This is a genomic window from Nocardiopsis quinghaiensis (genome assembly GCF_008638365.1).
Classification (GTDB): domain Bacteria; phylum Actinomycetota; class Actinomycetes; order Streptosporangiales; family Streptosporangiaceae; genus Nocardiopsis; species Nocardiopsis quinghaiensis.
Map to the genome: position 1 here is coordinate 65548 of NZ_VWVU01000029.1, position 25812 is coordinate 91359.

A 25812-nucleotide genomic window follows, 5' to 3' on the forward strand; every position below is an offset into this window, starting at 1 on the left:
CACGCACCGGGCCCGACCCGGCCGGACGAGCCCTGGCGGCCGGGTCCGGTCCGGACACCGGTACAGTTGTCTCCACGGGGCCGTAGTCCAACCGGCAGGAGACGGCAGCTTTAGGTGCTGTACAGTGCGGGTTCGAATCCCGCCGGCCCTACCGAGCAGGCCCGCTGTCCGGGGATTCACGCCCCGGCCACGGGCCTTCGTGCTTCCCCTAGCGGCCCAGCAGCGCCCACAGCATGACGGCCAGCAGCAGCACCACGCCGAGGGCGACCGCGGCGACGGCGACCACCGGCATCCGGCTCTTCTCGGCGTGCCTGCCCGAGCTGGTCAGCCCCAGCGTGTCCGTGGAGTCGCGGATGGACGTCATGATCGAGTTCATCGCCTCGGGGCTGTTGCGCAGCCGCTCGTTGATGGACTCGGCCAGTACGTGCGCGCCCGCACGGAAGTGCTCGCGGGCCGACTCCCGGTCCTCCTCCTCGCCCTCGGGACGGGGCTCGGCGGGTTTGGCGGTGCCCTTGGCGGCCGTCTCCGGGCTCGTCTCGGGCGCCCACGGGGCCAGCGCCGCGATCCGCAGCATCTTGGTGGCGTTCTCGGCGGTCAGGCGCTCCGACGGCTCGACCCTGAGCAACCCGGCCAGTACCGGGGCCAGCGGGCCCGCGTTGGCCGCCTCGGCGGGCTCGTCCAGCTGCTCCTGGCGCAGGATCTTGATGTAGCCCTTGCGGTCGTAGGGCGGGTACCCCTCCACCGCCGCGTACAGGGTGGCGCCCAGGGACCACAGGTCCGACTCCGGACCGACCGGGCCCGCCTTGGCCCGCTCCGGCGGGATGTAGGCCGGGGAACCGATGATGCGGCCCGAGGCGCTCAGCGCCGACTCGCCGTTCCAGGCGGCCAGCCCGAAGTCGGTCAGCACCACCCGTCCGGTATGGCTGATCATCACGTTGTCGGGCTTGACGTCGCGGTGCACGATGCCCTCGGCGTGCGCGACCTTGAGGGCGTCGATGAGCTGCAGGCCGATCTCGGCCACGCGCTGGTAGGGCAGCGGGCCGCCCACCTGGATGAGCTCCTCCAGGGTGGAGGCCTCCACCAGCTCCATGATGATCCAGGGGCGGTCGTCCTCGTCCACGACGTCCAGGACGGTGACGAGGCTGGGGTGGGTCAGGCGCCCGGCGACGCGGGCCTCACGGGTGGTGCGCTGCAGGAGCGACTCGCGCTCGGAGCGGCTCAGGTCCGCGGGCAGGCGCAACTCCTTGACGGCCACCTCGCGGTCGATGACCAGGTCGGTGGCGCGCCAGACGGTGCCGACACCGCCCCGGGCGATCTCCGACACCAGTTGGTAGCGCCCCTTGAGCAGGCGTCCCTCAGGTCCGGAGTCGGCCACGTCGGTCGTCTCCGGGCGCGCCGAGGACCGCGACGCCTCGGGTCGCTGTGCGTGGGGGTTGTCTAGGGAGGACACGGTTATCCACGGGTCCATTCACGGGCCATGGTGGCCTCCTGCGGAGCATTGCGGTCGCTGTCACCATGTAGGTGCACGGATCACTCGTTATACCAGCAGGATGCCGGTTGCATGCTGGTGGTTGCCATATCACGGACACATAGGTTCGCTTTCGTTATGTCCAGCGAAAACCCGCGCATGCAGTGACGTAGCTCTCATCCGAGTGCTCCCGTCCCTGGTGGGAGGCGGGAACGGGTGCGCGGGAACGGTACCCGCGCACCCGCGGGGCTTCAGGACCAGAGGGATTCGGGGGTGCGCACCTCGACCGGGCCGACCCCGGTGTCGGTGAGCGGCTGGCGGAGGCGCTCCGCGTCGCCGACGACCACCACGACCGACTCCTCGGGGTGCAGGTACTCGGTGGCGGCGCTGTCCAGGGACTCCTTGGTGAGCCTCTCGTACCCGGCCCGGACACGGTCCACGTGGTCCTCGGGCAGGTCGTGCACGACCATGTCGACCAGGGCGCCCGCCATGGCGCGCGCCGTCGCGTAGCTGACCGGAAGGCCCACGGTGTTGGAGTCGCGCACGGCGGACAGCTCCTCCTCGGTGACACCGGACTCGCGGAGCTTGTTGATCTGCTCCAGCGAGGAGGTGACCGAGTGGGCGGTGGTGTCCGCCTCCACCTGGGTGCTCATGAAGAACACCCCGCTGTCGCGGCGCAGGTCGAACCGGGTTCCGGCGCCGTAGGTGTAGCCGAGGCGCTCGCGCAGCTCCATGTTGAGCCGGGAGGTGAACATTCCGCCCAGGACCTCGCTGATGCCCTCGGCCCGCGGCAGGTCCACCTGCGAGCGGGAGGGGGCGCGGTGCGCGATGACCAGGGCCGACTGGACGGAACCGGGACGGTCCACGATCAGGAGGCGGGGCAGTTCGCCGGGCGGCGGCGCGGGCGTGGCGGGCTCCCCCGCCGACACGGCCGGGGCGTCGCCGAACACGGTCTTGCCCAGCTCCTCCAGGTCGACCCCGGTGAGGTCGCCGACGACCACGAGGGTCCCGGCGACGGAGGCGACGGAGCCGGCGTGGAAGGCCGCCACGGTCTCGGGGGTGACGTCGGCCAGCTTCACCGGACCGCCCGCGAGCGGCGTGGCGTAGCGGCCGGTGAACAGCTGTCCGCCCAGGCTGCGCATCGCCAGGGTGCTGGCCGAGGCGGCCTCCAGCCAGAACCGCTCCAGCAGCTGGTCACGGCGGCGGACGATGTCGTCGGGGGCGAGCGCGGGCCGGCGCACCGCGTCGGCGAACAGGCGGACCGCCTCACCCAAGCGGCTGGCGGGAGCGTCCAGGCCGGTGACGAAACCGTCCCAGTTGACGCGGGAGACCCACTCGGCGCCGTAGCGCTCCAGGGCCGGCGCCAGGGAGCTGTTGCCGTCGGGGCCGTCCTCCAGGACCTCGCTGGTGAGCATGCTGACGCCCATGGCGTCGAGCGGCTCGGCGGCGGCGCCGTGGGGGTGGACCAGTCGGAGGGAGACGAGCTGTTGGCCGGGCACGTCGACGGCGACGACCGTGCCGCCGCCGACGGTGACGCGGCGGGGCTTGGGAAAGGTGTAGGACGCTGCGGCACCGAGGTCCGGGCGGGTCTGCGGCATGCTCTGCGGCTCTTTCTGAGGCTTGCGGGAACAGGACCAGGGGGTGGACGGGCGCGTCAGGCGTCGGAGGCGTCCGCCACGGTGTCGGCCCCGGCGGCCTCGGCGGCCTGGGGCTCCTCGGGGTCGAAGCGGACGACGAGCATGTTGTCGTCGACCAGCAGGCGCTCGGCCGCGGCCCGCACCTCCTCGGCTGTGATGTCGTCCCAGCGCCGGGGCCAGGTGTAGGCCAGCTCGGGGTCGTCGAACAGCTGGGTGCAGCTGCTGATGCTGTCGGCCAGCCCGGAGGGGCTGGCGATGGACTGCAGGTGGTCGCGCTCCAGGACGGCGCGCGCCCGGTCCATCTCCTCCTCGGTGACGCCGGCGGCGAGCTTGCCGATCTCCTCGCGCATGGCCGTCTCCAGCACGTCGCCGCTGACACCCTCGCGGGCGAGCATGTTCACCAGCATGAGGCTGTCGGTGTAGCGGAACGGCAGGATGTCGGCGGCGGCCCCGCCGTCGTCGGCGGCGATGGGGCGGTCCACCACCAGGGACCGGTACAGGCGGCTGCCCTGCCCCTGTCCCAGGACGGCCGAGGCCAGGTGCATGACGTCGAACCCGCGCTCGCCGTAGGGGGCGACGCGGAAGCCGACGAACACCCCGGCGGCGGGCACGGTCTCGGTGACCGAGTCGCGGACCGGGCCGCCCAGCGGGGCGTCCAGCGAGGGATCGGGGACCTCGGGGACGGTGTCGCGGGCGGGGACGGGGCCGAAGAACTTCTCCACGCGGGCCAGGACGTCCTCGGGGTCGAGGTTGCTGACCACGGTGAGCACGCAGTTGTCCGGGCCGTAGTGGGCCTTGTGGAAGGACTTGACGTAGTCGAGGTCGGCGGCGTCCAGGTCGGCCATGGAGCCGATGGTCGGGTGGTGGTAGGGGTGGCCCTCGGGATAGGCCAGGCGCAGGATGCGCTCCAGCGCGGTGCCGTAGGGCTGGTTGTCGTAGCGCTGGCGGCGCTCGTTCTTGACGACGTCGCGCTGGTTGTCCAGGACCTCCTGGGTCATGCCCTCGCGCAGGGTCGCCAGGCGGTCGGCCTCCAGCCACAGGGCACGGTCCAGGGCGTGCTCGGGGACCGTCTCGAAGTAGTTCGTGCGGTCGCTGGAGGTGGAGGCGTTGATGTCGCCGCCGAGCCGCTCGATCTCCTCGAAGTGCTCGCCCTTGGTGACGTTGCCGCTGCCCTGGAACATCAGGTGCTCGAAGAGGTGTGCGAACCCCGTGCGCCCGGGGACCTCGTGCCGTGAGCCCACGCCGTACCACAGGTTCACGGAGGCGACCTGGCCGGTGGAGGCCGAAGCGGTCACCAGACGCAATCCGTTGTCGAGCGTGTACTGACCGACCCGTCCCGCCGCTCCGATGGTGGTCACCAGTGCTGCACCCCGATTCACGCCGTCGTCTGAACTGCCGACGTCCGCACGGCGGCTCCCGCGCGAACGGCCCTTGTTGTGACGACTACGACCCTACGGCCTCGCAGGACCTCCAGGACACCCGAACCGGCAATCGGAGGGACCGGTACCGGTGCCGGTGCGAGGGGGAATCAGCTCTGGTAGTCGGTGGTGTCCATGGACAGGGCGATCTCGTCGTAGACCGAGGAGTACTGGGAGTCGGCGGACCACACGTACAGCAGGACGTCGCTGATGGGCAGGAACCACATGCGCACCTCGAAGGTGTCGTCGTTGTCGCACGTCACCTTCCACACCGTGTGGTGCGACTTGAGGCCGTCGGCGTGCTCGGTGAAGTCGGGATTGGCCGCCAGCTTCGCGCTCTTCACCCCGATGCCCCCGGAGGCGGCGGTGTTGAGGCTGCGGCAGCTTCCGTCGCCGGCCGCCCAGCCGTCGTCCTTCTTGAAGGCCTCGTCCTTGGCCGGCCAGTTCTGGGGGTGCCGCTCGGCCGCGTGCGGGGTCAGCTGCACCGAACCGTATCCGCAGGCCGCCTGCCCGGGCGGGTTCAGGCACAGCGCGCCGTCCTCGTTCCGGGTCTGCCACCCGTCGGGGACCTTGATGGACACGCCCTCGATGGTCTCGGCGGCGAACTCCTCCGGCGCCGGGGGCTCCGCCGCGGGAAGGAGACCGCTCTCACCGCGTTCCAGCTCGACCTCGCCGCCTCCGCCGCCGGAACAGGCGGCCAGGAGCAGCAGTGCCGCGGCCGCCGCGGCCGTTCCCGTGGCGGCGCGCGCTCCGCGTGCCCGTCGCCGTCGCCCGTGGATGCCCGCCATGCGTCGTCCTCTCGTGCGTCCCGTCGTGCGTCCCGTGGTCAGAACACCGTTGACCTTAGCGCTTGCCGACACAAGGCGCGCACCGTCCGATCCCACATGTTCCGGACTCCCCGGCCCTCGCGGGAGGGGAAGGGGACGGCACGGGACGGATCCGGGCGCCACGGAGGAGGAAGTGTCCGACGGCGGGGCCCGGCGGCCACTACCCTGGGCCCATGGTGGACCTCGCGAAGATCACGGAGCCCTTGTCCCTCGTCCGGCAGCGCCCCCAGGGGCCGCTGGTCCTGGAGCTGGACCTGACGGAGGGGGTCGCCGACGAGGCCCCCGGAGACCCGATCAGCCAGATCATGAACCGGCGCAGACAGCACTACCTCGACGTCCTGGAGGGCATCCGCCGGGGCGCGCGCGACCCGCGGGTGGCGGCACTGCTGGTCCGGGTGGACGCCCGGTCGATGGGATTCGCCAAGGTCCAGGAGCTGCGCCACACCGTCGCCGACTTCCGCGCGACGGGAAAGCCCGCCGTGGCCTGGGCCGACTCCTTCGGTGAGACCGGCGCGGGGAACCTGCCCTACTACCTGGCCTGCGCGTTCTCGCGTGTGGTCATGGCGCCCACCGGCGTGCTCGGCCTGACCGGCCTGCTCATGCGCACGACCTTCGTCAAGGGAGCCCTGGACAGGCTGGACGTCACCTACGAGGTGGGCGCGCGCCACGAGTACAAGAACGCGCTGAACAGCGTCACCGAGACCGGGTACACCGACGCCCAGCGCGAGGCCAGCGACCGGATCGTCACCTCGCTGGGCGACCAGCTGGCCGAGGCGGTCGCCGAGGCCCGCGGGCTGACGGCGGACGAGGTACGCGCACTGGTCTCGCGCGGCCCGTTCCTGGCCGGGGAGGCCGTCGAGGAGGGGCTGGTCGACCGGCTGGCCTACCGGGACGAAGTCTACTCGGAGCTGTTCGAGCAGGTGCGGGAGAAGGAGCGCGGCGAGGACGGCGCGGGCGGCGGCCGGTCGGTGGAGCCGGAGCTGCAGTTCGTCACCCGCTACCACCGCAAGCACACCCCGCCCCCGCTGCCCCAGGTCAGGGGCGGGTCCGGATACATCGCGCTGGTCTCGGCGACCGGGACGATCAGCCTGGGCCGGACCCGGCGCTCGCCGCTGGGCGGCGGCACCGTCATGGGTTCGGACACCGTGGCCGCGGCCTTCCGGGCAGCGCGCAAGGACCCGCAGGTCAAGGCGGTCGTGTTCCGCGTGGACAGTCGGGGCGGTTCGCCCTCCGCCTCCGACGCCATCCGCCGCGAGACCGAGCTGACCAGCCAGGCGGGCATCCCCGTGGTGTCGGCGATGGGCGACATCGCCGGATCGGGCGGCTACTACGTGACCCTGGGCTCCGACGCGGTGGTCGCCCAGCCGGGCACCCTCACCGGCTCCATCGGGGTGCTCACCGGCAAACCGGTCCTGGGCCGGCTGCTGGAGCGGTACGGGGTCACCAGCGACTCGGTGAGCACCGGTGAGCACGCGGGCATGTTCGACACCGAGCGGCCGTTCACCGAGTCCGAGTGGGAGCGGGTCAACGCGCTGCTGGACCAGATCTACGCGGACTTCACCGACCGGGTCGCCCAGGCGCGGAGGATGACCCGCGAGCAGGTGGACGAGGTGGCCCGGGGCCGGGTGTGGACCGGCCAGGACGCGCACGAGCGCGGCCTGGTGGACGAGCTGGGCGGCCTGGAGACGGCCGTGCGGCTGGCCCGGGAGAGGGCCGGCGCGGGACCGCTGCCGGTGCGCGCCTTCCCGCGCGCGCACCCGCTGGACCGGATCCGCCCGCACGAGTCGAGCGAGGACCTGGGCGCCTCGGGACCGCAGACCGTGCTCGGCGCGTGGGGTCCCCTGCGGCACGCGGCCATGGCGATGGGGCTGCCTGCCGGGGGACCGCTGATGATGCCGGAGAGCTGGGAGGTCCGTTGACCGGCCCGTACCTGGACGCGATGGCGCTGCTGCCCACCGGGGTCGCGGTGGTGACCGTCGCCGACGAACGCGACGACGTGGGAGCGACCGTCAGCGCGTTCGGATCGGTGTCGGCCGACCCGCCCGTGGTGTCGGTGGGGGTGAACGCCGAGGGCTACATGGCCGAGGTGATCGAGGAGGTCGGGGCCTTCGCCGTGAACGTGCTGGGCGTCGGACAGCGCGCGCTGGCGGGCCGCTTCGCCGCCGAGGGGCGTCCCAGCGCCCGCCTGCTGGTGGCCGGCCAGCCCCACCACCGGGGCGAGCGGACCCGCGCGATCGTGCTGGACGACGCCCTGTCGGCGCTGGAGTGCTCCGTGCGCCAGAGCGTCCGGGTGGGCGATCACGTGGTCTTCTTCGCCGACGTGGTGGAGCTGCCCAAGGTCACGGGCACGGGCGCGGCGCTGGTCCGCTGGTCGGGCCGCTACCACTCGCTGGGCTGACGCGCCGGCCGGGCGCCCGCCAGCGATGGTCCTGCTCCCGGTGACACCGTCGGCGGTCGAGAGTGCCACCAGGGGCAGGATCATCCGGTGAAGGTGCCTGGGCCGGCCCCTCCTAGGCCAGGCCCTCCTGCTCCAGCCATTCCTGGGCCACGTCGGCGGCGTTCTCGTTCTGGACGACCACGCGCTCGTTGAGCTGCGTGAGGGTGTCGGTGGTGAGCGCGGCCGACACCGCGTTCAGTGCGGCGCGGGCGGTGTCGTCCACCTGCTCGGCGTTGACCAGCGGGGTGATGTTCTGGGCGCCGAACAGGTTCTCGGGGTCCTCCAGGACCACGAAGTCCTCCACCGCGATCTGCGGGTCGGTGGTGAACAGGTTCGCGGCCTGGATGTCGCCGTCCAGGAGCGCCTGGGTCAGCAGCGCCACGTCCAGGGAGCGGAACTCGCCGAACTCGACGCCGTAGACCTCCGCCAGGCCCACCACGCCCTGCTGGCGGGTCTCGAACTCAGGCGGGCCGCCCAGGGTCATCTCGTCCGCGACGTCGGCCAGGTCGTCGATGCTGTCGAGGCCGTGCTCCTCGGCGACCTCGCTGGTGACGGTGACCGAGTCCTTGTTCTCGGCGCTGGAGGAGTCCAGGATCTCCAGGCCCTCGGGCAGCGCCTCCGCCACCCGCTGGTTGGTCTCCTCGCCGCCGCCGGTGGGCGCCCCCTCGTCGAGGTGGGCCAGGATCGCGCCGTTGTACTCGGGGAAGACCGACAGGTTCCCGGACTCGATCTGGGAGTAGTAGACCTCGCGGCTGCCGATGTTGAGCTGGTAGGCGACGTCCACCCCCTCGGCCTCCATCGCCCGGCCGTAGATCTCGGCGAGCAGGGTGCTCTCGGGGAAGTCCGCGGAGCCGATGACGACCTCGCCGGAGCCGGAGGCGTCGCCGCCTCCCTCCTCCTCGTAGGGGTCGCTGCCACCGCACGCGGTCAGGAGCACCGCCGTCAGGGGGAGCCCGATGAGGGCGAGTCTCTTGTGCATGTTCGCCAACCTTCTCTCTGAGTACTTCGTGGACGGGTGAGGGGGAGCGCCCTAACGTGCCGCCTCGGCGCCGGTGCGCGGTCCGGGTGCGGCGAGGAGGCGCCGCAGCCCGGCGAACAGGAGTGTGGTGAGCACCGCGAGCAGCACCACCAGCGTCGACCCGCCCAGCATCATCGTCAGGTCCTGGCGGGCCTGGCCGTCGACGATGTAGCGTCCGAGGCCGCCCACTCCCACGTAGGCGGCGATCGTCGCGGTGGCGACGACCTGGACGGCGGCGGTGCGCATCCCGATGAGGATGAGCGGGACGGCCACGGGCAGTTCGAGCCGCAGCAGCACCTGGTGGCCGCGCATGCCCATGCCGAACGCGGCGTCCCGGAGCCTGGGTTCGACCCCGCGCACGCCCTCGTGGGTGTTGACGAGGATCGGCGGGACGGCCAGCGCCACCAGCGCGCACAGGACCGGGACGAGCCCGATCCCGGCCGCCAGCACGATGAGGAACAGGACTCCGATGGTGGGCAGGGCGCGCGCGAAGTTGGCGAGGCTGGTGGTGAGGAAGCCGCCCACCCCGGTGTGTCCGGTGACCAGTCCCAGGGGGACGGCGACGGCGGCGGACAGCGACAGTCCGAGCAGGGAGTAGTAGACGTGCTCGCCCGTACGCGCGGGGATGCCCGTGCCACCGGTCCACTGGGCCGGGTCGGCGAACCACGCGAGCAGGTCGGTCAGGATGTCCATGACCGCCCCTCCTCCGCCGTGTACCCGGGACCTCGTCCGGTCCGGACGGGGTACCGCGCCCGTGCGGCGTCCGCGGCCTCGGGGCCCACCGTGCCCGCAGAGGCCGACGCGGCGTCGGCCCCGGTGGGCACGGCCGCACGGCGCCGTCGGCGCGGGCGGGCGGCCCCACCGCCGTCCCCGCGCGTCCAGGGGGTGAGCAGGCGCTGGGCGAGCACGAGCACGGCGTCGGTGACGAACGCCAGCAGGACGGTGAGCACGATGCCCACGACGATGGGCGCGTCGAACTGGCGGCGGAACCCGTCGCTGAGGATGAGCTGGCCCAGACCGCCCAGACCCACCAGGGAGGCGACGCTGACCATGCTGATGGTGGCGACCGAGGCCACGCGCAACCCGGCGATGATCACCGGCACGGCCACCGGCGTCTCCACGTACACCAGGCGGCGCAGCGGGCCGAAGCCCATCGCGACGGCGGCCTGGCGGACGTGGTCGGGGACCTGGCGCAGCCCGTCCACCACGTTGGGCAGCAGGACCACCAGGGTGTACAGGGCCAGCGGCACGACGGCCGTCCAGTCGCTGAACCCGGTGTAGGGCAGCATGAGGAAGAACAAGGCGATCGAGGGCACCGAGTAGAGCACGTTCACGCCCGTCAGCACCGGCGGGTACAGCGGCCTCCAGCGCGCGCACGCCAGCCCCAGGGGCAGGGCCAGCACCAGCCCGATGAGGATGGACAGGTAGGCCAGCCGCATGTGCTCGGTCAGACGGGGCAGGACGCCGCGGTCGGACTCGCCGGGGTGGCTCCAGTTCGCCACGCCCCACTCGGTGACGCGCGCGGCCCAGTCCCAGGCCTCGGCGATCACTCGGTCACCGACCACAGTGCCGTGCCCAGGTCGTCCTGGGAGACCACGCCGACCACACGCCCGGCCGCGTCGACGCCGACCGCGCGCCCGGCGGGCGAGAGCACCGCCGCGTCGAGGGCGGCGCGCAGGGAGTCGGTCCCGACGGCGAAGGTGTGGCCGTAGGGGGCGAGGCCGAGTGAGCCCAGGGCGGTGTCCGCGGGCACGCGGGCCAGCTGCCCGGCGCCGACCCATCCCAGGGGCACCCGGTCGTCGGTGACCACCAGCGCCCACGGTTCGCCGCGCATGGAGGCGGCCGCGGTGCCCGCGGCGGTGCCGTCGCCGAAGACGACGTCCTCGCGCAGCGACAGCTCCCGGGCGGGGAAGAACGACAGGCGCCGCACGCCCCGGTCGTAGCCGACGAAGGACTCCACGAAGGCGTCGCGGGGCGCGGCCAGGAGGCGCTCGGGGCTGTCGTACTGGGCGAGCCGACCGCCGGGGCGGAAGACGGCGATGCGGTCGCCGAGGCGGACGGCCTCGTCGATGTCGTGGGTGACGAAGACGATGGTCTTGTGCAGATCCTCCTGCAGGCGCAGGAGCTCGTCCTGGAGGCTGGCGCGTACGACGGGGTCCACGGCGCTGAAGGGCTCGTCCATGAGCAGGATGGGCGGGTCGGCGGCCAGGGCGCGGGCGACTCCGACCCGCTGCTGCTGGCCTCCGGAGAGCTGGTGGGGGTAGCGCCGTGCCTGGGAGGGTTCGAGACCGACCAGCTCCATGAGCTCGGTGGCGCGCGCCCTGGCCCCGGCCCGTCCCCAGCCCAGCAGCAGGGGCACGGTGGCGATGTTGTCGCGCACGGTGCGGTGCGGAAAGAGCCCCGCCTGCTGGATGACGTAGCCGATGGAGCGGCGCAGCGCGGCCGGATCGCGCCGGCGCACGTCCTGGCCGTCGATGAGGACGCTGCCGCCGGTGGGCTCGACCATGCGGTTGATCATCCGCAGCGACGTGGTCTTGCCGCTGCCGGAGGGACCCACGAAGACCGTGGTCTGGCCGGTCTCGACGGTGAGGTGCAGGTCGTCGACGGCCACCGTGCCGTCCGGGTAGAGCTTGGCTGCGCCCTCGAATGTGATCATCGGCCGGGTCGTCTCCGTTCGGGGACCGGGAAGTGGGGTGTGGCGAGGGACAGGCCGTTCGCACGTCGCCCGTGCGCCCGCCGGTCGGACCGTGTGGTGTCGCCGTGACCGTGTCGGCTCCGGGACGGGCCTCCGTTCAGTTCTGGCGGGCGATCCAGTCGGCGAGCTGGTGCAGGTCGTCCAGGACGGCGTCGGCCCGTGCCGCGTCCTCGGTGGCGGCGTGGCGGTACCCGTAGATGCCCCGGCGCAGCAGGACGGCGCGCATCCCGGCGCGGAGGGCGGGCAGGACGTCGTTGTCGACGCGGTCGCCGACGTAGAGGACCTCCCCGGGCGTGACGCCGGGGCGGGTGTCCCGTGCCAGGGACAGGACGCGGTCGAAGAACTCGGGCTCGGGTTTCTTGACACCCCAGTCGTCGGAGATGCCGATGCCGTCGACGCCCAGTTCCATGGCGGTCAGGGTGGGTCCGGCCTCGGGCGGCTGGTTGCCCGCGATGACCAGGGACAGCCCGGACCCGCGCATGGCCGCGAAGGCGGGACGCACGTCGGGGTAGAGGTCGCCTTCACCGAAGTGCTCGCGCTCGCCGCCGGGGTCCTCGGCGCTCCAGCGGGCGCTCTCGGCCGCGAGGTCGAACCCGGGCACGAGCAGCCGGAAACCGTCGGTGAGGGTCCCGCCGGAGCCGAGCACGGCGCCGATGGTGCCGAAGAACGCCATGTGCGGGATGCCGAAGCGGTCGGCCCAGCGCGCGAAGATCCGCGTCTCGTCGACGAGGGTCTCGCCCACGTCGAACACCACAGTACGAATTGCCACGATCAGGGAGTTTACAGCCGTTCGTACCAGTTCCCTAAGGGGCCGCGTCCGGAGGCCGACCGTCGAGGGCGGCGGGCGGGCTCCCACGGGGCGAGCCTCAGCTGGGCGGACGCAGCACGGCGAAGGCGTCGGTGATCTCCAGACTGCGGTCGCGGAAGCGGAAGAGGGCGGCGGGCCGGCCCCCGGAGCGGCCGGAGGGCACCGAGCGGCCGGTCTCCTCGATCTGTCCCCGGCGCAGCAGGACGCGGCGCAGGTTGGTGGCGGCCACGTCGTGGCCCAGGGCCGCCCGGTAGTAGCCGGACAGCTCCGACATCGTGAACTCCGGCGGCGCGAGGGCGAACCCCACGTTGGTGTAGCTGAGCTTGGCGCGCAGCCGCCGGCGTCCGGAGCGGACGATGGAGGCGTGGTCGAAGGCCATGGACGGCAGCTGCGCGGCCGGGTGCCAGCCTGTGTCGCCGGGCACGACCGGGTCGACGTCCGCGGGGACCAGGCCCAGGTAGGCGGTGGCCAGGGTGCGGCGGCGCCCGGGGACGCGGTTCGGGTCGCCGCGGGTCTCCAGCTGCTCCAGGTGTGACAGATCCCTCACATCCACCTTCTGGGCGAGCTGGCGCCGGATGGAGGCTCCCAGGTTCTCGCCGCGGCCGAGCCTGCCGCCGGGCAGCGCCCACGCCCCCTCGCAGGGCGGAAGGGCCCTGCGCCACAGCAGTACGCACAGTTCTCCGCCACGGATCTGGAGCACGACCGCGAGCGCCTCGTGCGCCGAGAGCTCCGCGTGGCCCGACGCGGTGCAGGCGGGCGCCGCAACCTGTCCGTTTTCTTGAGGGGTGTCCAACTCGTCCCTTCCCTTCCCCGTCATGTTAAGCTGCAAGAGGTTTGTGCCTGACAGACAAAAACTTGTCCACCCGCACCAACCCTCCCCGGCACGGCGCCCGTACGACGTGCCCACAGCCTCAAGGAAGTAGTTGGACATGGCACCGGTCACCGCGACGGCGGACACCATGACCAGGCAGGAATGGGCCGACGAGGTCCGCCGCCTGGCGAAGGAGCGCGATGCTGTCATCCTCGCGCACAACTACCAGCGCCCCGAAATCCAGGACGTCGCACACCACACCGGCGACTCCCTGGCGCTGTCCCGCCTGGCCGCCAGCGTCGACGCGAGCACCATCGTCTTCTGCGGCGTGCACTTCATGGCCGAGACCGCCAAGATCCTCGCCCCGGAGAAGACCATCCTGCTGCCCGACCCCAACGCCGGGTGCTCGCTGGCCGACACCATCACCGCCGAGGACGTGCGCGCCTGGAAGGCGGAACACCCCGGCGCGGTCGTGGTCGCCTACGTCAACACCTCGGCCGCGGTCAAGGCCGAGACCGACATCTGCTGCACCTCCTCCAACGCCGCGGACGTCATCCGCTCCATCCCCGAGGACCGGGAGATCCTCTTCCTCCCCGACCAGTTCCTCGGCGCCCACGTCAAGCGGGTCACCGGACGCGAGAACATCCACGTGTGGATGGGCGAGTGCCACGTGCACGCCGGGATCGACGGCCACACCCTGCGCGAGCGGGTGGCCTCCGAGCCCGACGCCGAGGTCTACGTCCACCCCGAGTGCGGCTGCGCCACCTCCGCCCTCTACCTCGTGGGCAGTGGCGCCGTCCCGCAGGAGCGCGTGAAGGTCCTCTCCACCGGCGGCATGCTCACCGCCGCGGAGAACACCACCGCCGACAAGGTGCTCATCGCGACCGAGACCGGCATGCTGCACCAGCTGCGCAACGCCAACTCCACCACCACCTTCGAGGCGGTCAACTCGCGTGCCGAGTGCCACTACATGAAGATGATCAACGCCGACAAGCTGCTGAACTCGCTGCGGTTCGGCACGACCGAGATCACGGTCGGCGCCGACACCGCCGAGCGCGCCCGCCGCTCCGTCGAGCGCATGGTCGCCATCGGCTCGCCCTCACGGGGCGGAGAGTAGCCCTACCCGGACGGCGAGAACTCGCACCCGCCGAACTAAGGGTTACAGAAGTCTTACCTTCAGGACACAGGTCTCCGTTTCGCCCACGCGACAGGACTCCCCTCGCTACCGTCACGGGAAAGGCGGGGGGAGAACCGTGACCATAAGGACCGAAGGAGACGAAGCGGCAGCGATCGAGGCGCTCTACGACGCCTTCGCGCCGCCCCTGTACCGGTATGCCTGGTCGCTGCTGGGCGACGGGGACGAACAGGTGGCCGAGGCCGTGCACGACGGTCTGGTCGCCGGGGTGGCCCTCGACGCCCGGCGCGCCGACCCGGCCGACCGCGGCCCCTGGCTGTACGCCCTGGTCCGCTCGGCCTGCCAGCGGCGCGGCCTGGCGCACGTGAGCCCCTACACCGGACTGGCCACGGTGCCCGCCGAGGAACCGGTGGCCCGCATGTTCTCCCGGCTTCCCGCCAGCCACCGCGAGCTGGTCGAGCTGAACCTGCGGCACGCGCTGCCCCCGTCGGCCGCCGCACGCGTACTGGGCCTGGACCCCCAGCTCTGTGTCGAGCTGTCGCGCTCGGCGCTCCGCCGCGCCGCGGAGAACCTGGAGGAGGCCGCCGACGAAGCGGAGGGCCGTTTCCACGCGCCGGGGAGCACCGACGGTCCGGGCGCCGGGCCCCCGGAGGGCGCCGGGCCCCTCGGCCCGACGCGCCGGAGGGCCCGCGAACTCGACCGCGTCTCACACGCCCTGTCCCTGCTTCGCCCGCCCGGACCGCCGCCGGGCCTGCGTGAGAGGGTCGTGCGGACCTGCCTGGACCCCGAACTGGCCGCGACCCGTGAGCGCGTCGCCGCGCAGATGCACCCGCTCACCAGCGAGGGGTACCCGCTGCATCGCGCCCGTGTCTCCGGGGAGCCCGAGGAGGCGGCCGAGACCGCCGTCTCCGAACCCGAACCGCCACCCCGCGCTCTGCCCGGCGACCGGCTGACCACCCGCGACCACCCCGTGCGCGAGGAGGCGGTCGCCAGACTGGCCGGGCCCGGCACCGGGCCCGGAGACGACGACCGGACCTCCCGGCGCCGCTGGCCGCTGCCCGCCGTCTCCGGCCTGGCCACGGTCGTGGTGGCGGTCGGGCTGTGGTCGTGGGCGAGTGCGATGGGCGGGCCCTCCATCGTCATCGGCATCGGCCCCGAGGAGACCGAGCGCAATCCGCTGGTCTCGGAGATGGAGGCGGTCGCGACCTCCTCCGACGCCAAGCCGGAGGCCGGGCCGACCACCGTTCCCACCGCCGTGGCATCGGAGCAGCCGGGCGTGGAGGCCTCCGCCGAGCCGGAACCGGAGGAGTCCACGGGGCGGGAGGCCCCGGCGCCGGACGGGGCCGAGCCCACCCCGCCCGCCGGCACCGGCGGGTCCGGCGACGCTTCCGAGGCCCCCGGCGCCGAGGGCGCCGGAGGCGGGGACTCCGCGGACGGGGGCGCCCCCAGCGAGACACCCGAGGAGGGCGACTCCGACGACGGGGACGACCCGGACCTGCTCGAAGGGCTGTTGGGACTGCTCTTCGGTGATGGCTGACGCCCGGGGAACAGCCTTCAGAAGGAGGCGAGCAGCCGTTCGGCGGTGGCGTGCAGCCGCCACTCCACCTCGTCCACGTCGCGGCGGCCCTTGAGGACCTCCACCAGCTCGAAGATCCACACGCTGGTGAGCGAACCCGCCAGGACGTAGCCGGTGCTGCCGCGGTCCACGTCGGCGCCGTCCTCCCCGGCCGCACCCTCCAGGTTTCCGGTGGCCACCCGCCACACCAGGTCGGAGATGCGCACGTCGAGCTCGATCTTGACCTCGGCCATGATCAGCGAGCGCACCAGCGCGTCGGCCAGCTCGGGCTCGCGCATGAGGCCGCGCGTGGCGCGCAGCAGGACGTCGACGGCGCGTCCGGCGGCGGTGTCGGCGGTGGGCGGACGCCGGACGATACCGCCCTCCAGCAGGTCCAACTCCTCGGTGACCACGGCCACGACCAGGTCCATCTTGGAGGGGAAGTAGCGGTAGAGCGTGCCGAGGGCCACCCCGGCTCGCTCGGCGACCGAACGCATCTGCATGGCCTCGACGCCGCCGCGCACGGCCAGCGCGGCCGCCGTCTGCACGATGCGCTTGCGGCGCTGGGTCTGACTTCGCGACATCGTTCCGCTCGACGCCTGCACCGCCACGGGATCTCCCCTTCGTCGTCAGCCCGCGCGCCGTTCACCCGCCGCGGCGCCGGAGCCCGTTGTGGTGGCCGACACCCACCGGGGCAACGACCGCTATGAGAACACGTTATCCAAGGTTTTCCCCTCAACACGGCTCTCCCCACACATGACTATCGCCTCATCGCCCGACGTGGCAGTAGCAATACGAAAAGAGAACCCCTGTTTTCGGATAACCCGAACAACTTTGTAGAATATGTTCTATTCGCGCAATCAGGGCGACTCGTCCGCTTCGAACACCTCCCCGCCCGCCTCCCGGGAACCGGCCACCTCCTAGAATCGAACCGGATTCGGTTTCTAGTGAGAGGTCGCCCCCCGCATGCCCGACGCACCCCCCGTCGAGGACCTCGGCGACGGAGTCTGGAGCCTGCCGGTACCCATCCCCGGCAACCCCCTCGGCTTCACCTACGTCTACGTCCTCTCCAGCTCCGAGGGCCCCGTCCTCATCGACACCGGCTGGGACCACGACGAGTCCTGGGAGGCGCTCACCCGCGGCCTCAAGCGGACAGGGCACACCGTCGAGGAGGTCCGCGGCGCCGTCCTCACCCACTTCCACCCCGACCACTCCGGCCTGGCCGGACGCCTGCGCGGGTCCTCCGACGCCTGGATAGCCATGCATCCGGCCGACATCGCGATCACCGAACGCCTGAACGCCACACCCCCGCGGGACCGCCTCGACGAGATCGCCGGCCAGCTGCGCCGCTCCGGCTTCCCCGAGGAGGACGTCCGGGCCCTGCTGGACGCCCCGAACCTGATCAGTCCGCCCGCCGTCCCCGACCTGCCCCTGTCCGACGGCGGGGCCGTCGACCTGCCCGGCCGCGATCTGCGCGCCGTGTGGACACCCGGCCACACCCCCGGCCACATGTGCCTGCACCTGGCCGACGGTGGAAGGGTCTTCACCGGCGACCACGTCCTGCCCCGCATCACCCCGCACGTGGGCCAGTTCCCGCTGCTGTCCACCGACGGCGACCCCCTGGGCTCCTTCCTCGCCTCCCAGGCCGGCATCAGCCGCCTGCCCGACGCCGACCGCCTGGCGTGCCTTCCCTCACACGAGGCGCGCTTCACCGGACTCGCCGCCCGCGCGCGGGAGATCACGGCCCACCACGAGGAGCGGCTCACCGAGATGACCGCCCTGCTCGCCGACGGACCCGCCACCCTGTGGGAGGTCACCTCCGGCCTGGGCTGGAAGCGCCCCTGGGCGCACATGCGCATCCAGGCCCGCCACATGGCGGCCTCCGAGATCGCCGCCCACCTGCGCCTCCTGGAGGAACGGGGCCTCGTCCGCCGCACCGTGCGCGGCGACATACCCCGCTGGTCCCTCATCCCTCATCAGCGGAACGCACCGCCCGACGTAGGATCCCTTACCAACCAGCCCGACGCCGACCTGAACCCAACTGCCGAGTAACATATGGACGCGCACGCCTGTCACCGGCGAACACCCGCGTCCACACCGACGGCGACCGGGCCCGCGATCCAACGAAGAGGTGGACTCTTGACCCAGTCGGGCACCACATCGAGCCCACGGCCCCCCGCCGAGCGCCCCCTGCGCGTCGCCCTGCTGTCCTACCGCAGCAAACAGCACGTCGGCGGACAGGGCGTGTACGTCCGCCACCTGTCGCGAGAGCTGGCGGCCCTGGGGCACGAGGTCACGGTCCTGTCCGGCCAGCCCTACCCCGTCCTGGACGAGGGCGTGACCCTGGAGAAGCTCCCCTCCCTGGACCTCTACAACGACGCCGCCCCCTTCGTCACCCCTCCCCTGCGCGAGTGGCGCGACTGGATCGACGTGCTGGAGGTCGCCACCATGTGGACCGCCGGGTTCCCCGAACCCCTCACCTTCTCCCTGCGCGCCAACCGCGAACTGCGCAGGCGCCTGGCCGACTTCGACGTCGTCCACGACAACCAGACCCTGGGCTGGGGCCTGCTCGGCGTCCGCGCCGCGGGGCTGCCGCTGGTCACCACCATCCACCACCCCATCAGCGTGGACCGCAGGATCGAGCTGGCCGAGGCACGCGGTCTGCAGAAGCTCACCAAGCGCCGCTGGTACGGGTTCGTGGGCATGCAGGCCAGGGTCGCGCGCAGACTCGGCCCGATCCTGGTCCCCTCCCGGTCCTCCGCCGACGACATCGCCCGCGAGTTCGGCGTCGACCCCGCCGCCATGGAGGTCACCCCGCTGGGCGTGGACACCCGCTACTTCCACCCGCGCCCCGGACTGGAGCGTGTCCCCGGCCGCATCGTGTGCACCGCCAGCGCCGACAGCCCCCTCAAGGGCGTGGCCGTCCTGCTGCGCGCCACCGCCAAGCTCGCCACCGAACGCGACATCACCCTGACCGTCGTCAGCCGCCCCAAGCCCGGCGGCCCCACCGACCAACTGGTGGACGAGCTGAACCTGCGCGACCGCGTGGAGTTCGTCAGCGGTATCGACGACACCGCCCTGGCCGAACTCGTCGCCGGCGCCCAGGTCGCGGTCGTCCCGTCCTTCTACGAGGGGTTCTCCCTGCCCGCCGTGGAGGCCATGGCCTGCGGAACCCCCCTGGTGGCCAGCCGCGCCGGAGCGCTGCCCGAGGTCGTGGGCACCGACGGCGACGCCGGACGCCTGGTCCCCCCGGGCGACTCCGAGGCCCTGGCCAGTGCGCTCGCCGCCCTGCTCGACGACGACGCCGAGCGCGAGCGCATGGGCGCCGCCGCCTGGCGAAGGGTCCAGGAGCGCTTCACCTGGAGGGCCGTCGCCGATCTGACCGCGCAGCGCTACGCCACCACCATCGACGCCGTCAGGGGAGCACGCCCCGCCGACGGTGACACGCGCCCCGCGCCCGTGCGGGCCCGCGCGAACGGCGCCTGACCCGGCGGTCCGAGCGCTGACCGACCACTCCGCGTCCCGCAGATCCCTAGGGAGCCTCCACTGATCACCGTCGACTTCAACCTGTTCCCCGTCGGCCCCGGCGACCGCGTCCTCGACCTGGGCTGCGGTGGCGGCCGCCATGCCTTCGAGGTCTACCGCCGCGGCGCCGACATCACCGCCTTCGACCAGAACGTCGCCGACCTCGCCGAGGTCGAGACCATGTTCGCCGCGATGCGCCAGGAGGGCGAGGCCCCCGAGGAGGCCCGGGCCGAGACCGTCAAGGGCGACGCCCTGGACATGCCCTTCGACGACGGCAGCTTCGACCGGGTGGTCGCGGCCGAGATCTTCGAGCACGTCCCGCACGACATCGCCGCGATGGCGGAGCTGTTCCGGGTGCTGCGGCCGGGCGGCGTCGCCGCGATCACCGTGCCGAGCTTCCTGCCCGAACGCCTGTGCTGGGCCCTGTCCGAGGAGTACCACACCAACGAGGGCGGGCACATCCGCATCTACACGCGCGCCGAACTGGAGGCCAAGCTCAAGGCCACCGGCTTCGAGGTCGGCCCGCACCACCACGCGCACGCCCTGCACGCGCCGTACTGGTGGATCAAGTGCGCGGTGGGTACCGGCAACGACGACCACCCGCTCGCCAGGGCCTACCACGAGATGCTGGTGTGGGACATGCTCAAGGCCCCCAGGCTGACCCGGGTCGCCGAGCGCCTGCTCAACCCGGTCATCGGCAAGAGCGTGGTCGTGTACGTGCGCAAACCGCACTCCGCCTGATGGCCGTCGCTCCCGCCCCCGCACCGGTCGTTTCACACGGCGCCAGGGCACTGCACCTGCCCGGGCTGCTCAGCGCCGAACAGCTGCACCGCTCCGCCTCCTACCTGGTGCACAGCCAGGAGGCCGGCGGAGCGATCCCGTGGTTTCCCGGCGGGCACACCGACGTGTGGGACCACGTCGAGTGCGCCATGGCCCTGACCCTGACCGGTCGGAGCGTGCCCGAGCACGCGGAGGCGGCCCGGCGCGCCTACCTGTGGCTGGCCGAGAGCCGCGCGCCCGACGGCGGGTGGCCCGCCAAGTTCCGTCAGGGCGCCCCCGTCACACGGCTGCGCGAGGCCAACCACGCCGCCTACCCGGCGGTGGGGGTGCTCCACCACCTGCTCGTCACGGGCGACGCGGCCTTCGCCGAGCACATGTGGCCGGTGATCGAGGAGGGCCTGGGGTTCGCCCTGGCCCTGCGCGGTGAACACGGCGAGATCCTGTGGGCGCGCTCGGAGGACGGCTCCCCGGGCGACCACGCGCTGCTGACGGTGTGCGCGAGCGTGCACCACGCCCTGCGCTGCGGCGCGGCCCTGGCCGCCCGCCTGGGTCGTGAGCGTCCGGAGTGGACGGCCGCCGCCGACCGGCTCGCGGTACTCATCAACGAGCGCGAGGACCTGTTCTCCGACCGCGGCCGCTTCTCGATGGACTGGTTCTATCCCGTCCTGGGCGGTGCCGTGAGCGGCGCCGCCGCCAAGGAGCGGATCGAGGCGCGCTGGGACCGGTTCGTGGTCCGGGGGCTGGGTGTGCGCTGTGTGAGCGACCAGCCGTGGGTGACCGCGGCGGAGTCCGCGGAACTGGTGCTGGCCCTGGCCGCCATGGGCGACGTCGAGACGGGCGTACGCGTCCTGCGGGACGTACAGCACCTGCGCGACGCCGACGACGGCGTGTACTGGACGGGCTACCAGTTCGCCGAACAGCTGCGCTGGCCGGTGGAGCGCAGCACGTGGACCTCGGCCGCCGTGATCCTGGCCGTGGACGCGCTCACCGGGACCACTCCGGGCTCCCGGGTGTTCCTGCACACCTGGGACGATCTCCCCGTCGGCTAGACGGGGACCGGGCCGACCGGGCCGACCGCCGACGGGGAGAGGGCCCCGGCGGACGCTCGTCCGCCAGGGCCCTCTCCCCGTTCACCTGCCACCGGACCGGTGGTCACCAGGTCTCCTCGCTTCGCGCCGGGGGCGAGCTGAACCCTCCGTCACCGTCCCCCTCCCCCGATGTGGGGTCCGTTCCCGGGTCCCCGGTCCCCGGATCGACCGGGGTCTCGGGCTCGACCGGGGTCTCCGGCTCCGGCGTCTGGTCGTCCTGCGGCGGCTCCACGGGCTCCTGGGTGGACGGGTCTTCCGGCGTCTGGTCGCCCTGCGGCGGCTCCACGGGCTCCTGGGTGGACGGGTCCGGCGCCCAGTACTCGGTGGAACCGACGTTGGCACGGGGCGGGAACTCCTCCCGCTCGTACCCCTCCATCGCCTGGGTCATGTACTTGTTCCAGATGGTGGAGGGCAGCCCTGTACTCGACAGCTCGCCGTAGCCCGGGAGCGTGAAGGGCTTGTTGTCATCGCTGTAGACGCCCACGGCCGTGGACAGCTGCGGGGTGTAGCCGACGAACCAGGCCGCCACGCTGTCGTTGGCGGTACCGGTCTTGCCCGCCACCGGATGCGTCCAGATGTTGGCGTTGCGCCCCGTCCCGGAGTTGGCCACCACCGTGAGCGCGTGGGTGACGTCGGCGGCGACGTCCTCGCTGACCGCACGGTCGCTCCCCACCTCCGGGCGCTCGTCATCACCCTCGGTGTTGACGATCTCCTTGACCACGTGCGTCTCGACGTGCACACCGCCGTTGGCGAAGCTGGCGTAGCCGCTGGCCTGGTCCACCGGGCTGACGCTCGTCGCGCCCAGCGGCATGACCGGGACCAACTGGTTGTCGGGGATGCTGCCCTCGGGCAGGCCCAGGTCGTAGGCGGTCTGGCGGACGTTCTCGTGCCCGACCTCCATGCCCAGTTGGATGTAGCCGAGGTTGTTGGAGACCCGGGTGGCCTCGATCAGGCTCATCGGGCCTCCGGGGGCGTTCCCGGAGTTCTGGATGGAGTTTCCGTTGATGGTCTGGGGGCCGCTGCCGTCCACCACGCTGTTCAGGCTGTACCCCTGCTTCAGGGCGGTGGCCAGCACGTAGGGCTTGAACGCCGATCCGGCCTGGCCTCCCCCCAGGAAGGAGGTGTCGAACTGGTTCTCCTGGTAATCGTGGCCGCCGTAGAAGGCCACGACCTCACCGGTGGCCGGGTCGACGGTGCTCGCCCCGACGCTGACCCCCTCGGGCACCACCTCCGGGTCGATCGTTCCCTCGACCGCCTCGTACATCTTCTCCATCAGGGCATGGTCGAACGTGGTGACGATCTTGAAGCCCCGGCGGTTGATGTCGTCCTCGGTGTAGCCGAGGTCCTCCAGCTCCCGCATCGCGGCCTCGTACATGTAGCCCTCGTAGCCGCTGAGGCTGCTGCCGGAGGGCCGCTCCGGCTCGGGCGTGGGGAACTCCATCTTGTCGGCCTCGGCCTGGTTGATGGCACCGGTGGTGACCATGCCGTTGACCACGTACTTCCAGCGCTGCTCCATCTCCGGCGTGGTCTCCGCGTCCGCGAAGCCGAACTTGGTCGGCTGCTGGATCGCGGCGGCCAGGAAGGCGGCCTCCTCGGGAGTGAGCTCGGAGACGTCCTTGTGGTAGTACGCCTGCGACGCGGCCTGGACTCCGTAGGCGTTGCGGCCGAAGTAGATGGTGTTGAGGTACTGCTCCATCACCCATTCTTTGCTCTCGGTCTGGTCGACCTTGATGGCGATGATGATCTCCCTGACCTTGCGGGTGATCGTCACGTCGTTGGAGATGCCCTTGTAGTAGTTGCGGACCATCTGCTGGGTGACGGTGGAACCGCCCTGCACCTGCTCGCCGCTGACGGTGGACCACACCGCGCGCGCGGTGCCGCTCACGGACACGCCGGGCTCGGTCCAGAACCCGCGGTCCTCCGCGGAGATGACCGCCTCGACGACGTGGTCGCCGCCCTCGGTCATCTCGTCGTAGGAGACGACCTCGCGATCGGTGCCCCGGTAGGCGAACTCGGCCTCGCCGTCGGCGTAGTAGAAGGTCGAGCCCTGTTCGAGCGCGTCGGCCTTCGCCGCGTCCGGGACCTCGACGGTGTTGTAGAAGAAGGCGAACGTGGCGCAGCCGATGATGACGAACACACCGGCGATGATGAGAAAGACCCGGAGCATCCTCCACCACAGGGGCTTCTTCCTCTTCTTCCCCTTCTTAGCGGTGGGGTCGCCCGGGCCCTTCGGCCCGCCCGGGCCGGTGCCCCCCGGTCCGGCCGGCCCCTGGGGCCCGCCCGGGCCACTGGGGCCCGTGGGTCCGCGCTGGGAGGCGTCCGGGAAACCGTGGTGCGCCCCGGGCGCACCGGGGCCGCCGAAGGCGGGCCCGGTCTCCCCCGGACCGCCGGAGGCTCCGGAGTACGCGGCAGCGGCGGCTCCCCCGGCCGCGCCTGCCGCCGCACCGGCGGCACGGGGGCCGTCGGAACCGGTGCCCTCGGAACGCTGGCCCGCCTTGGGCGGCGTGTCGGCGCTGGAGGGCCCATCGGCGTGGGACTGCTCGGACACGTGGTCCGAGAAGCGGCGCGGAGCGGGCCACAGGGAGGCGGTCTCAGCCGTCGTGGACTCGTCGAGCGTTTCGGTGCCGGCCCCGGCCGGAGCGACGGAGTCCGGTGCCGGCGAACGGTCGGACCCGGCCGTGTCGGCCTCGGCCCGGACGGCGTCGAGCGAGATGGGCTCGGTCGAGGCGGGCGCCGGTGATGAGGGCTCGCCGGTACCGGCCGTCTCGTTCACCGGCATCTCCTCGGTGCCGCTGGAGCGCCCGTCCTCACGGGCGTCCCCCGGGCGCGCCTCGCTCCTCTCCCTCTCCGCCGTGCTCGGGGAGTGGGTGGAGTCGTCGGCCGAGGGGGCGTCGGCGTCCTCCTCGGAGGCATCGGACGCGGAGGACGGGGACGAGGGCGGGGTGTCAGCGTGAACGTCGTCGGAGGAGGACTCCTGGCCCCCGGCGCCCACCCCGTCGGGGCCGAACCCCTGTTCCGCGAGGTTCCGGGCCACCCTGTCACGGAAGAAGGTCCCGCTGGTCTTGAAGCTGACCGGACCGATGAACTCCGGCTCCGGCTGGTCTCCTACTTCCTGTTCCCCTCCAGAAGCGTCATGAGTGGAATGATCTCCGTCGGTGGTGGGTACACCACCCTCAGAAGTGGGCCTGTCGGACAGCTCTTCGGCAGAGGTTTTCCTGGTCTCCGGCTCGTCAGTCGCGGGACGCTGTCCGTCCGCCCCGCTCTCGCCGTGTGTGCTCTCGCTCAGCTCCCCGCCCCCATGGCAAATCACGTCCGGCACCGTGCCGTCCTGATGTTTGACGCGCGAGTGCCCCTGATCGTTCATCTCGAGTCAGGATCGAAGCGGTATCTCAGGGAATAACGCCACCATCGCTCCGCCCTCGACATCACGATACCCGCACGTAACCATGTCAAGGGCAGACCGATAACCGCGCTGTCACTTCTTGTCCAGGACTTACCCGCGTCGGGTGTGTATCGGGCCGTATATGTTGACCCGGTCACTTTCCCGGAGCGAGGCCCTGGTGGTCAGGAGACGCGTTCGAGGACGCGCAGCGAACCGAGAGCGCGCACCTCTGCGAACCGCCCGGAGTCGAGGGCCCTGCGGTAGATGTCGTAGGGCGGACGGCCGCCGTCCTCGGGGTCGGGGAACACGTCGTGGATCACGAGGGCCCCACCCGGGGCCACATGGGGGCTCCAGCCCGCGTAGTCGTTCTGGGCGGCCTCCTCGCTGTGGCCGCCGTCGATGAAGACCATGCCGAGCGGGGTTCCCCAGACACCGGCGACCCCGGCGGAGGCACCGACGATCGCGATGACCTCACCGTCCAGGCCCGCCTCGGTGATCGTGCGGCGAAAGTGCGGGAGGGTGTCGAACCTGCCGGTGGCCTCGTCGACAAGGGCCCTGTCGTGGTACTCCCAGCCCTCCTGGTGCTCCTCCGAGCCCCGGTGGTGGTCCACGGTGAGGACCTTGGCACCGGCCACGCGGGCGGCCGCTCCGAGAAAGATGGTGGACTTGCCGCAGTAGGTACCGATCTCCACGATCGGGCCGATGTGCGCGTAGGCGATCGCGGCCTCGAAGAGGGCGGTGCCCTCGTCCGTGGGCATGAAGCCCTTGGCCGTCTCGGCCGCGGCAAGGAGTTCGGCGGGGATTGTCTTCGTCATGCGGAAATTGTCCCACCAGGAAGAATACGGCGGAGCACCCCACCCTTTGTTCACACGTTCACAAACCCGGGCGAACAAACACCCCACACACCCACACCACCCACCACACACACAAAAGGGGGGCCACCCCGCAAGGCAACCCCCCCAAAAAAAACCGTGGCAGCAACCTACTCTCCCACCCCACCACAGGGCAGTACCATCAGCGCAAAGAGACTTAACGACCGGGTTCGGAAAGAGACCGGGTGTGACCCTCCAGCAATAACCACCACGGAAACCCACAACCCACCAGACTCCAACCCCACACCACCACAAGGCGGAGGGGCGAATCACAGCGAGCCAAGCTCCGTGAACACATGTGCGCGAACATCCAGTTATCTGCAGCGGACAAGCCCTCGGCCTATTAGTACCAGTCA

21 protein-coding genes, 1 tRNA gene and 1 rRNA gene are annotated in these 25812 nt (G+C 71.8%); 9 read left to right on the forward strand and 14 right to left on the reverse strand.

Annotated features, from left to right (window positions below; genetic code table 11):
- Positions 1–76: 76 nt before the first annotated feature.
- A tRNA-Leu gene (locus tag FYX01_RS22520) sits at positions 77–151 on the forward strand.
- A gap of 57 nt (positions 152–208) precedes the next feature.
- Here the strand turns inward: FYX01_RS22520 and FYX01_RS22525 are convergent.
- From FYX01_RS22525 to FYX01_RS22540, 4 genes are all read right to left on the reverse strand, one after another.
- Positions 209–1468, reverse strand: a complete 1260-nt coding sequence (locus FYX01_RS22525) for a serine/threonine-protein kinase (protein ID WP_394350499.1) — start codon at positions 1466–1468, stop codon at positions 209–211.
- Positions 1469–1719: 251 nt separating this feature from the next.
- The gene (locus FYX01_RS22530) at positions 1720–3066 is read right to left on the reverse strand and encodes a M16 family metallopeptidase (protein WP_150244585.1); all 1347 of its coding nucleotides are present in this window, start codon (positions 3064–3066) and stop codon (positions 1720–1722) included.
- A 56-nt stretch (positions 3067–3122) separates the two neighbouring features.
- Positions 3123–4463: a M16 family metallopeptidase gene (locus tag FYX01_RS22535; protein WP_150244588.1), complete on the reverse strand. Its 1341-nt coding sequence runs from the start codon at positions 4461–4463 to the stop codon at positions 3123–3125.
- Between the two features lie 170 nt (positions 4464–4633).
- Positions 4634–5311, reverse strand: a complete 678-nt coding sequence (locus tag FYX01_RS22540) for a hypothetical protein (protein ID WP_150244591.1) — start codon at positions 5309–5311, stop codon at positions 4634–4636.
- 212 nt (positions 5312–5523) lie between these two features.
- Between FYX01_RS22540 and sppA the strand changes: the two genes are divergently transcribed.
- Both sppA and FYX01_RS22550 read left to right on the forward strand, forming a co-directional pair.
- The gene (gene sppA / locus FYX01_RS22545) at positions 5524–7269 is read left to right on the forward strand and encodes a signal peptide peptidase SppA (protein ID WP_150244594.1); all 1746 of its coding nucleotides are present in this window, start codon (positions 5524–5526) and stop codon (positions 7267–7269) included.
- A gap of 20 nt (positions 7270–7289) precedes the next feature.
- Entirely contained in the window at positions 7290–7748 is a 459-nt protein-coding gene (locus FYX01_RS22550) for a flavin reductase family protein (RefSeq protein ID WP_150244668.1), read from the forward strand.
- A gap of 112 nt (positions 7749–7860) precedes the next feature.
- On the opposite strand, the gene FYX01_RS22555 is transcribed toward FYX01_RS22550, so the two are convergent.
- The 6 genes from FYX01_RS22555 to FYX01_RS22580 form a co-directional block, all read right to left on the reverse strand.
- Positions 7861–8766, reverse strand: coding sequence for an ABC transporter substrate-binding protein (locus FYX01_RS22555; RefSeq protein ID WP_150244598.1), 906 nt, complete (start codon positions 8764–8766; stop codon positions 7861–7863).
- Positions 8767–8817: 51 nt separating this feature from the next.
- Positions 8818–9498, reverse strand: a complete 681-nt coding sequence (locus FYX01_RS22560) for an ABC transporter permease (protein ID WP_150244601.1) — start codon at positions 9496–9498, stop codon at positions 8818–8820.
- Positions 9486–10370: an ABC transporter permease gene (locus FYX01_RS22565; RefSeq protein ID WP_394350500.1), complete on the reverse strand. Its 885-nt coding sequence runs from the start codon at positions 10368–10370 to the stop codon at positions 9486–9488. The genes FYX01_RS22560 and FYX01_RS22565 overlap by 13 nt, the downstream gene beginning before the upstream one ends.
- Positions 10352–11461, reverse strand: a complete 1110-nt coding sequence (locus FYX01_RS22570) for an ABC transporter ATP-binding protein (RefSeq protein WP_150244606.1) — start codon at positions 11459–11461, stop codon at positions 10352–10354. The genes FYX01_RS22565 and FYX01_RS22570 overlap by 19 nt, the downstream gene beginning before the upstream one ends.
- A 136-nt stretch (positions 11462–11597) precedes the next feature.
- Positions 11598–12269, reverse strand: a complete 672-nt coding sequence (locus FYX01_RS22575; RefSeq protein WP_223830599.1) for an HAD family hydrolase — start codon at positions 12267–12269, stop codon at positions 11598–11600.
- 97 nt (positions 12270–12366) lie between these two features.
- Positions 12367–13101 carry an NUDIX hydrolase gene (locus FYX01_RS22580; protein ID WP_150244675.1) on the reverse strand — a complete coding sequence of 245 codons (735 nt, stop codon included), beginning with the start codon at positions 13099–13101 and terminating at the stop codon, positions 12367–12369.
- Between the two features lie 136 nt (positions 13102–13237).
- Here FYX01_RS22580 and nadA point away from each other — a divergent pair, with 136 nt between their 5' ends.
- Positions 13238–14236: a quinolinate synthase NadA gene (gene nadA / locus FYX01_RS22585; RefSeq protein ID WP_150244609.1), complete on the forward strand. Its 999-nt coding sequence runs from the start codon at positions 13238–13240 to the stop codon at positions 14234–14236.
- A gap of 136 nt (positions 14237–14372) precedes the next feature.
- Positions 14373–15791 (forward strand): sigma-70 family RNA polymerase sigma factor, encoded by a 1419-nt coding sequence (locus tag FYX01_RS22590; protein WP_150244612.1) that lies wholly within the window; start codon positions 14373–14375, stop codon positions 15789–15791.
- Positions 15792–15808: 17 nt separating this feature from the next.
- On the opposite strand, the gene FYX01_RS22595 is transcribed toward FYX01_RS22590, so the two are convergent.
- Positions 15809–16420: a TetR family transcriptional regulator gene (locus tag FYX01_RS22595; RefSeq protein ID WP_150244616.1), complete on the reverse strand. Its 612-nt coding sequence runs from the start codon at positions 16418–16420 to the stop codon at positions 15809–15811.
- A 355-nt stretch (positions 16421–16775) separates the two neighbouring features.
- Between FYX01_RS22595 and FYX01_RS22600 the strand changes: the two genes are divergently transcribed.
- The 4 genes from FYX01_RS22600 (at position 16776) to FYX01_RS22615 (ending at position 21163) form a co-directional block, all read left to right on the forward strand.
- The gene (locus FYX01_RS22600) at positions 16776–17861 is read left to right on the forward strand and encodes an MBL fold metallo-hydrolase (RefSeq protein ID WP_150244619.1); all 1086 of its coding nucleotides are present in this window, start codon (positions 16776–16778) and stop codon (positions 17859–17861) included.
- 87 nt (positions 17862–17948) lie between these two features.
- Complete coding sequence (locus FYX01_RS22605) at positions 17949–19295, forward strand: glycosyltransferase family 4 protein (RefSeq protein ID WP_150244622.1); 1347 nt, start codon at positions 17949–17951, stop codon at positions 19293–19295.
- A 60-nt stretch (positions 19296–19355) separates the two neighbouring features.
- Positions 19356–20075 carry a class I SAM-dependent methyltransferase gene (locus FYX01_RS22610; RefSeq protein ID WP_150244624.1) on the forward strand — a complete coding sequence of 240 codons (720 nt, stop codon included), beginning with the start codon at positions 19356–19358 and terminating at the stop codon, positions 20073–20075.
- Positions 20075–21163 carry a glucosidase family protein gene (locus FYX01_RS22615; RefSeq protein WP_150244627.1) on the forward strand — a complete coding sequence of 363 codons (1089 nt, stop codon included), beginning with the start codon at positions 20075–20077 and terminating at the stop codon, positions 21161–21163. The genes FYX01_RS22610 and FYX01_RS22615 overlap by 1 nt, the downstream gene beginning before the upstream one ends.
- Before the next feature lie 103 nt (positions 21164–21266).
- Here FYX01_RS22615 and FYX01_RS22620 read toward each other — a convergent pair whose 3' ends face one another.
- The 3 genes from FYX01_RS22620 to rrf all read right to left on the reverse strand — a co-directional run bounded on the left by FYX01_RS22620 (position 21267) and on the right by rrf (position 25669).
- The gene (locus FYX01_RS22620) at positions 21267–24521 is read right to left on the reverse strand and encodes a transglycosylase domain-containing protein (RefSeq protein WP_150244630.1); all 3255 of its coding nucleotides are present in this window, start codon (positions 24519–24521) and stop codon (positions 21267–21269) included.
- Between the two features lie 245 nt (positions 24522–24766).
- Complete coding sequence (locus tag FYX01_RS22625; RefSeq protein WP_150244634.1) at positions 24767–25399, reverse strand: class I SAM-dependent methyltransferase; 633 nt, start codon at positions 25397–25399, stop codon at positions 24767–24769.
- A gap of 154 nt (positions 25400–25553) precedes the next feature.
- Positions 25554–25669, reverse strand: a 5S ribosomal RNA gene (gene rrf / locus FYX01_RS22630).
- Positions 25670–25812 lie beyond the last annotated feature (143 nt).

Excerpts from the sequence above, each read along its gene's own strand:
- FYX01_RS22525 (WP_394350499.1), bottom strand. The coding sequence starts at position 1,468 with ATGGACCCGTGGATAACCGTGTCCTCCCTAGACAACCCCCACGCACAG.
- FYX01_RS22530 (WP_150244585.1), bottom strand. The coding sequence starts at position 3,066 with ATGCCGCAGACCCGCCCGGACCTCGGTGCCGCAGCGTCCTACACCTTT.
- FYX01_RS22540 (WP_150244591.1), bottom strand. The coding sequence starts at position 5,311 with ATGGCGGGCATCCACGGGCGACGGCGACGGGCACGCGGAGCGCGCGCC.
- sppA (WP_150244594.1), top strand. The coding sequence starts at position 5,524 with ATGGTGGACCTCGCGAAGATCACGGAGCCCTTGTCCCTCGTCCGGCAG.
- FYX01_RS22550 (WP_150244668.1), top strand. The coding sequence starts at position 7,290 with ATGGCGCTGCTGCCCACCGGGGTCGCGGTGGTGACCGTCGCCGACGAA.
- FYX01_RS22555 (WP_150244598.1), bottom strand. The coding sequence starts at position 8,766 with ATGCACAAGAGACTCGCCCTCATCGGGCTCCCCCTGACGGCGGTGCTC.
- FYX01_RS22560 (WP_150244601.1), bottom strand. The coding sequence starts at position 9,498 with ATGGACATCCTGACCGACCTGCTCGCGTGGTTCGCCGACCCGGCCCAG.
- FYX01_RS22570 (WP_150244606.1), bottom strand. The coding sequence starts at position 11,461 with ATGATCACATTCGAGGGCGCAGCCAAGCTCTACCCGGACGGCACGGTG.
- nadA (WP_150244609.1), top strand. The coding sequence starts at position 13,238 with ATGGCACCGGTCACCGCGACGGCGGACACCATGACCAGGCAGGAATGG.
- FYX01_RS22600 (WP_150244619.1), top strand. The coding sequence starts at position 16,776 with ATGCCCGACGCACCCCCCGTCGAGGACCTCGGCGACGGAGTCTGGAGC.
- FYX01_RS22615 (WP_150244627.1), top strand. The coding sequence starts at position 20,075 with ATGGCCGTCGCTCCCGCCCCCGCACCGGTCGTTTCACACGGCGCCAGG.
- FYX01_RS22625 (WP_150244634.1), bottom strand. The coding sequence starts at position 25,399 with ATGACGAAGACAATCCCCGCCGAACTCCTTGCCGCGGCCGAGACGGCC.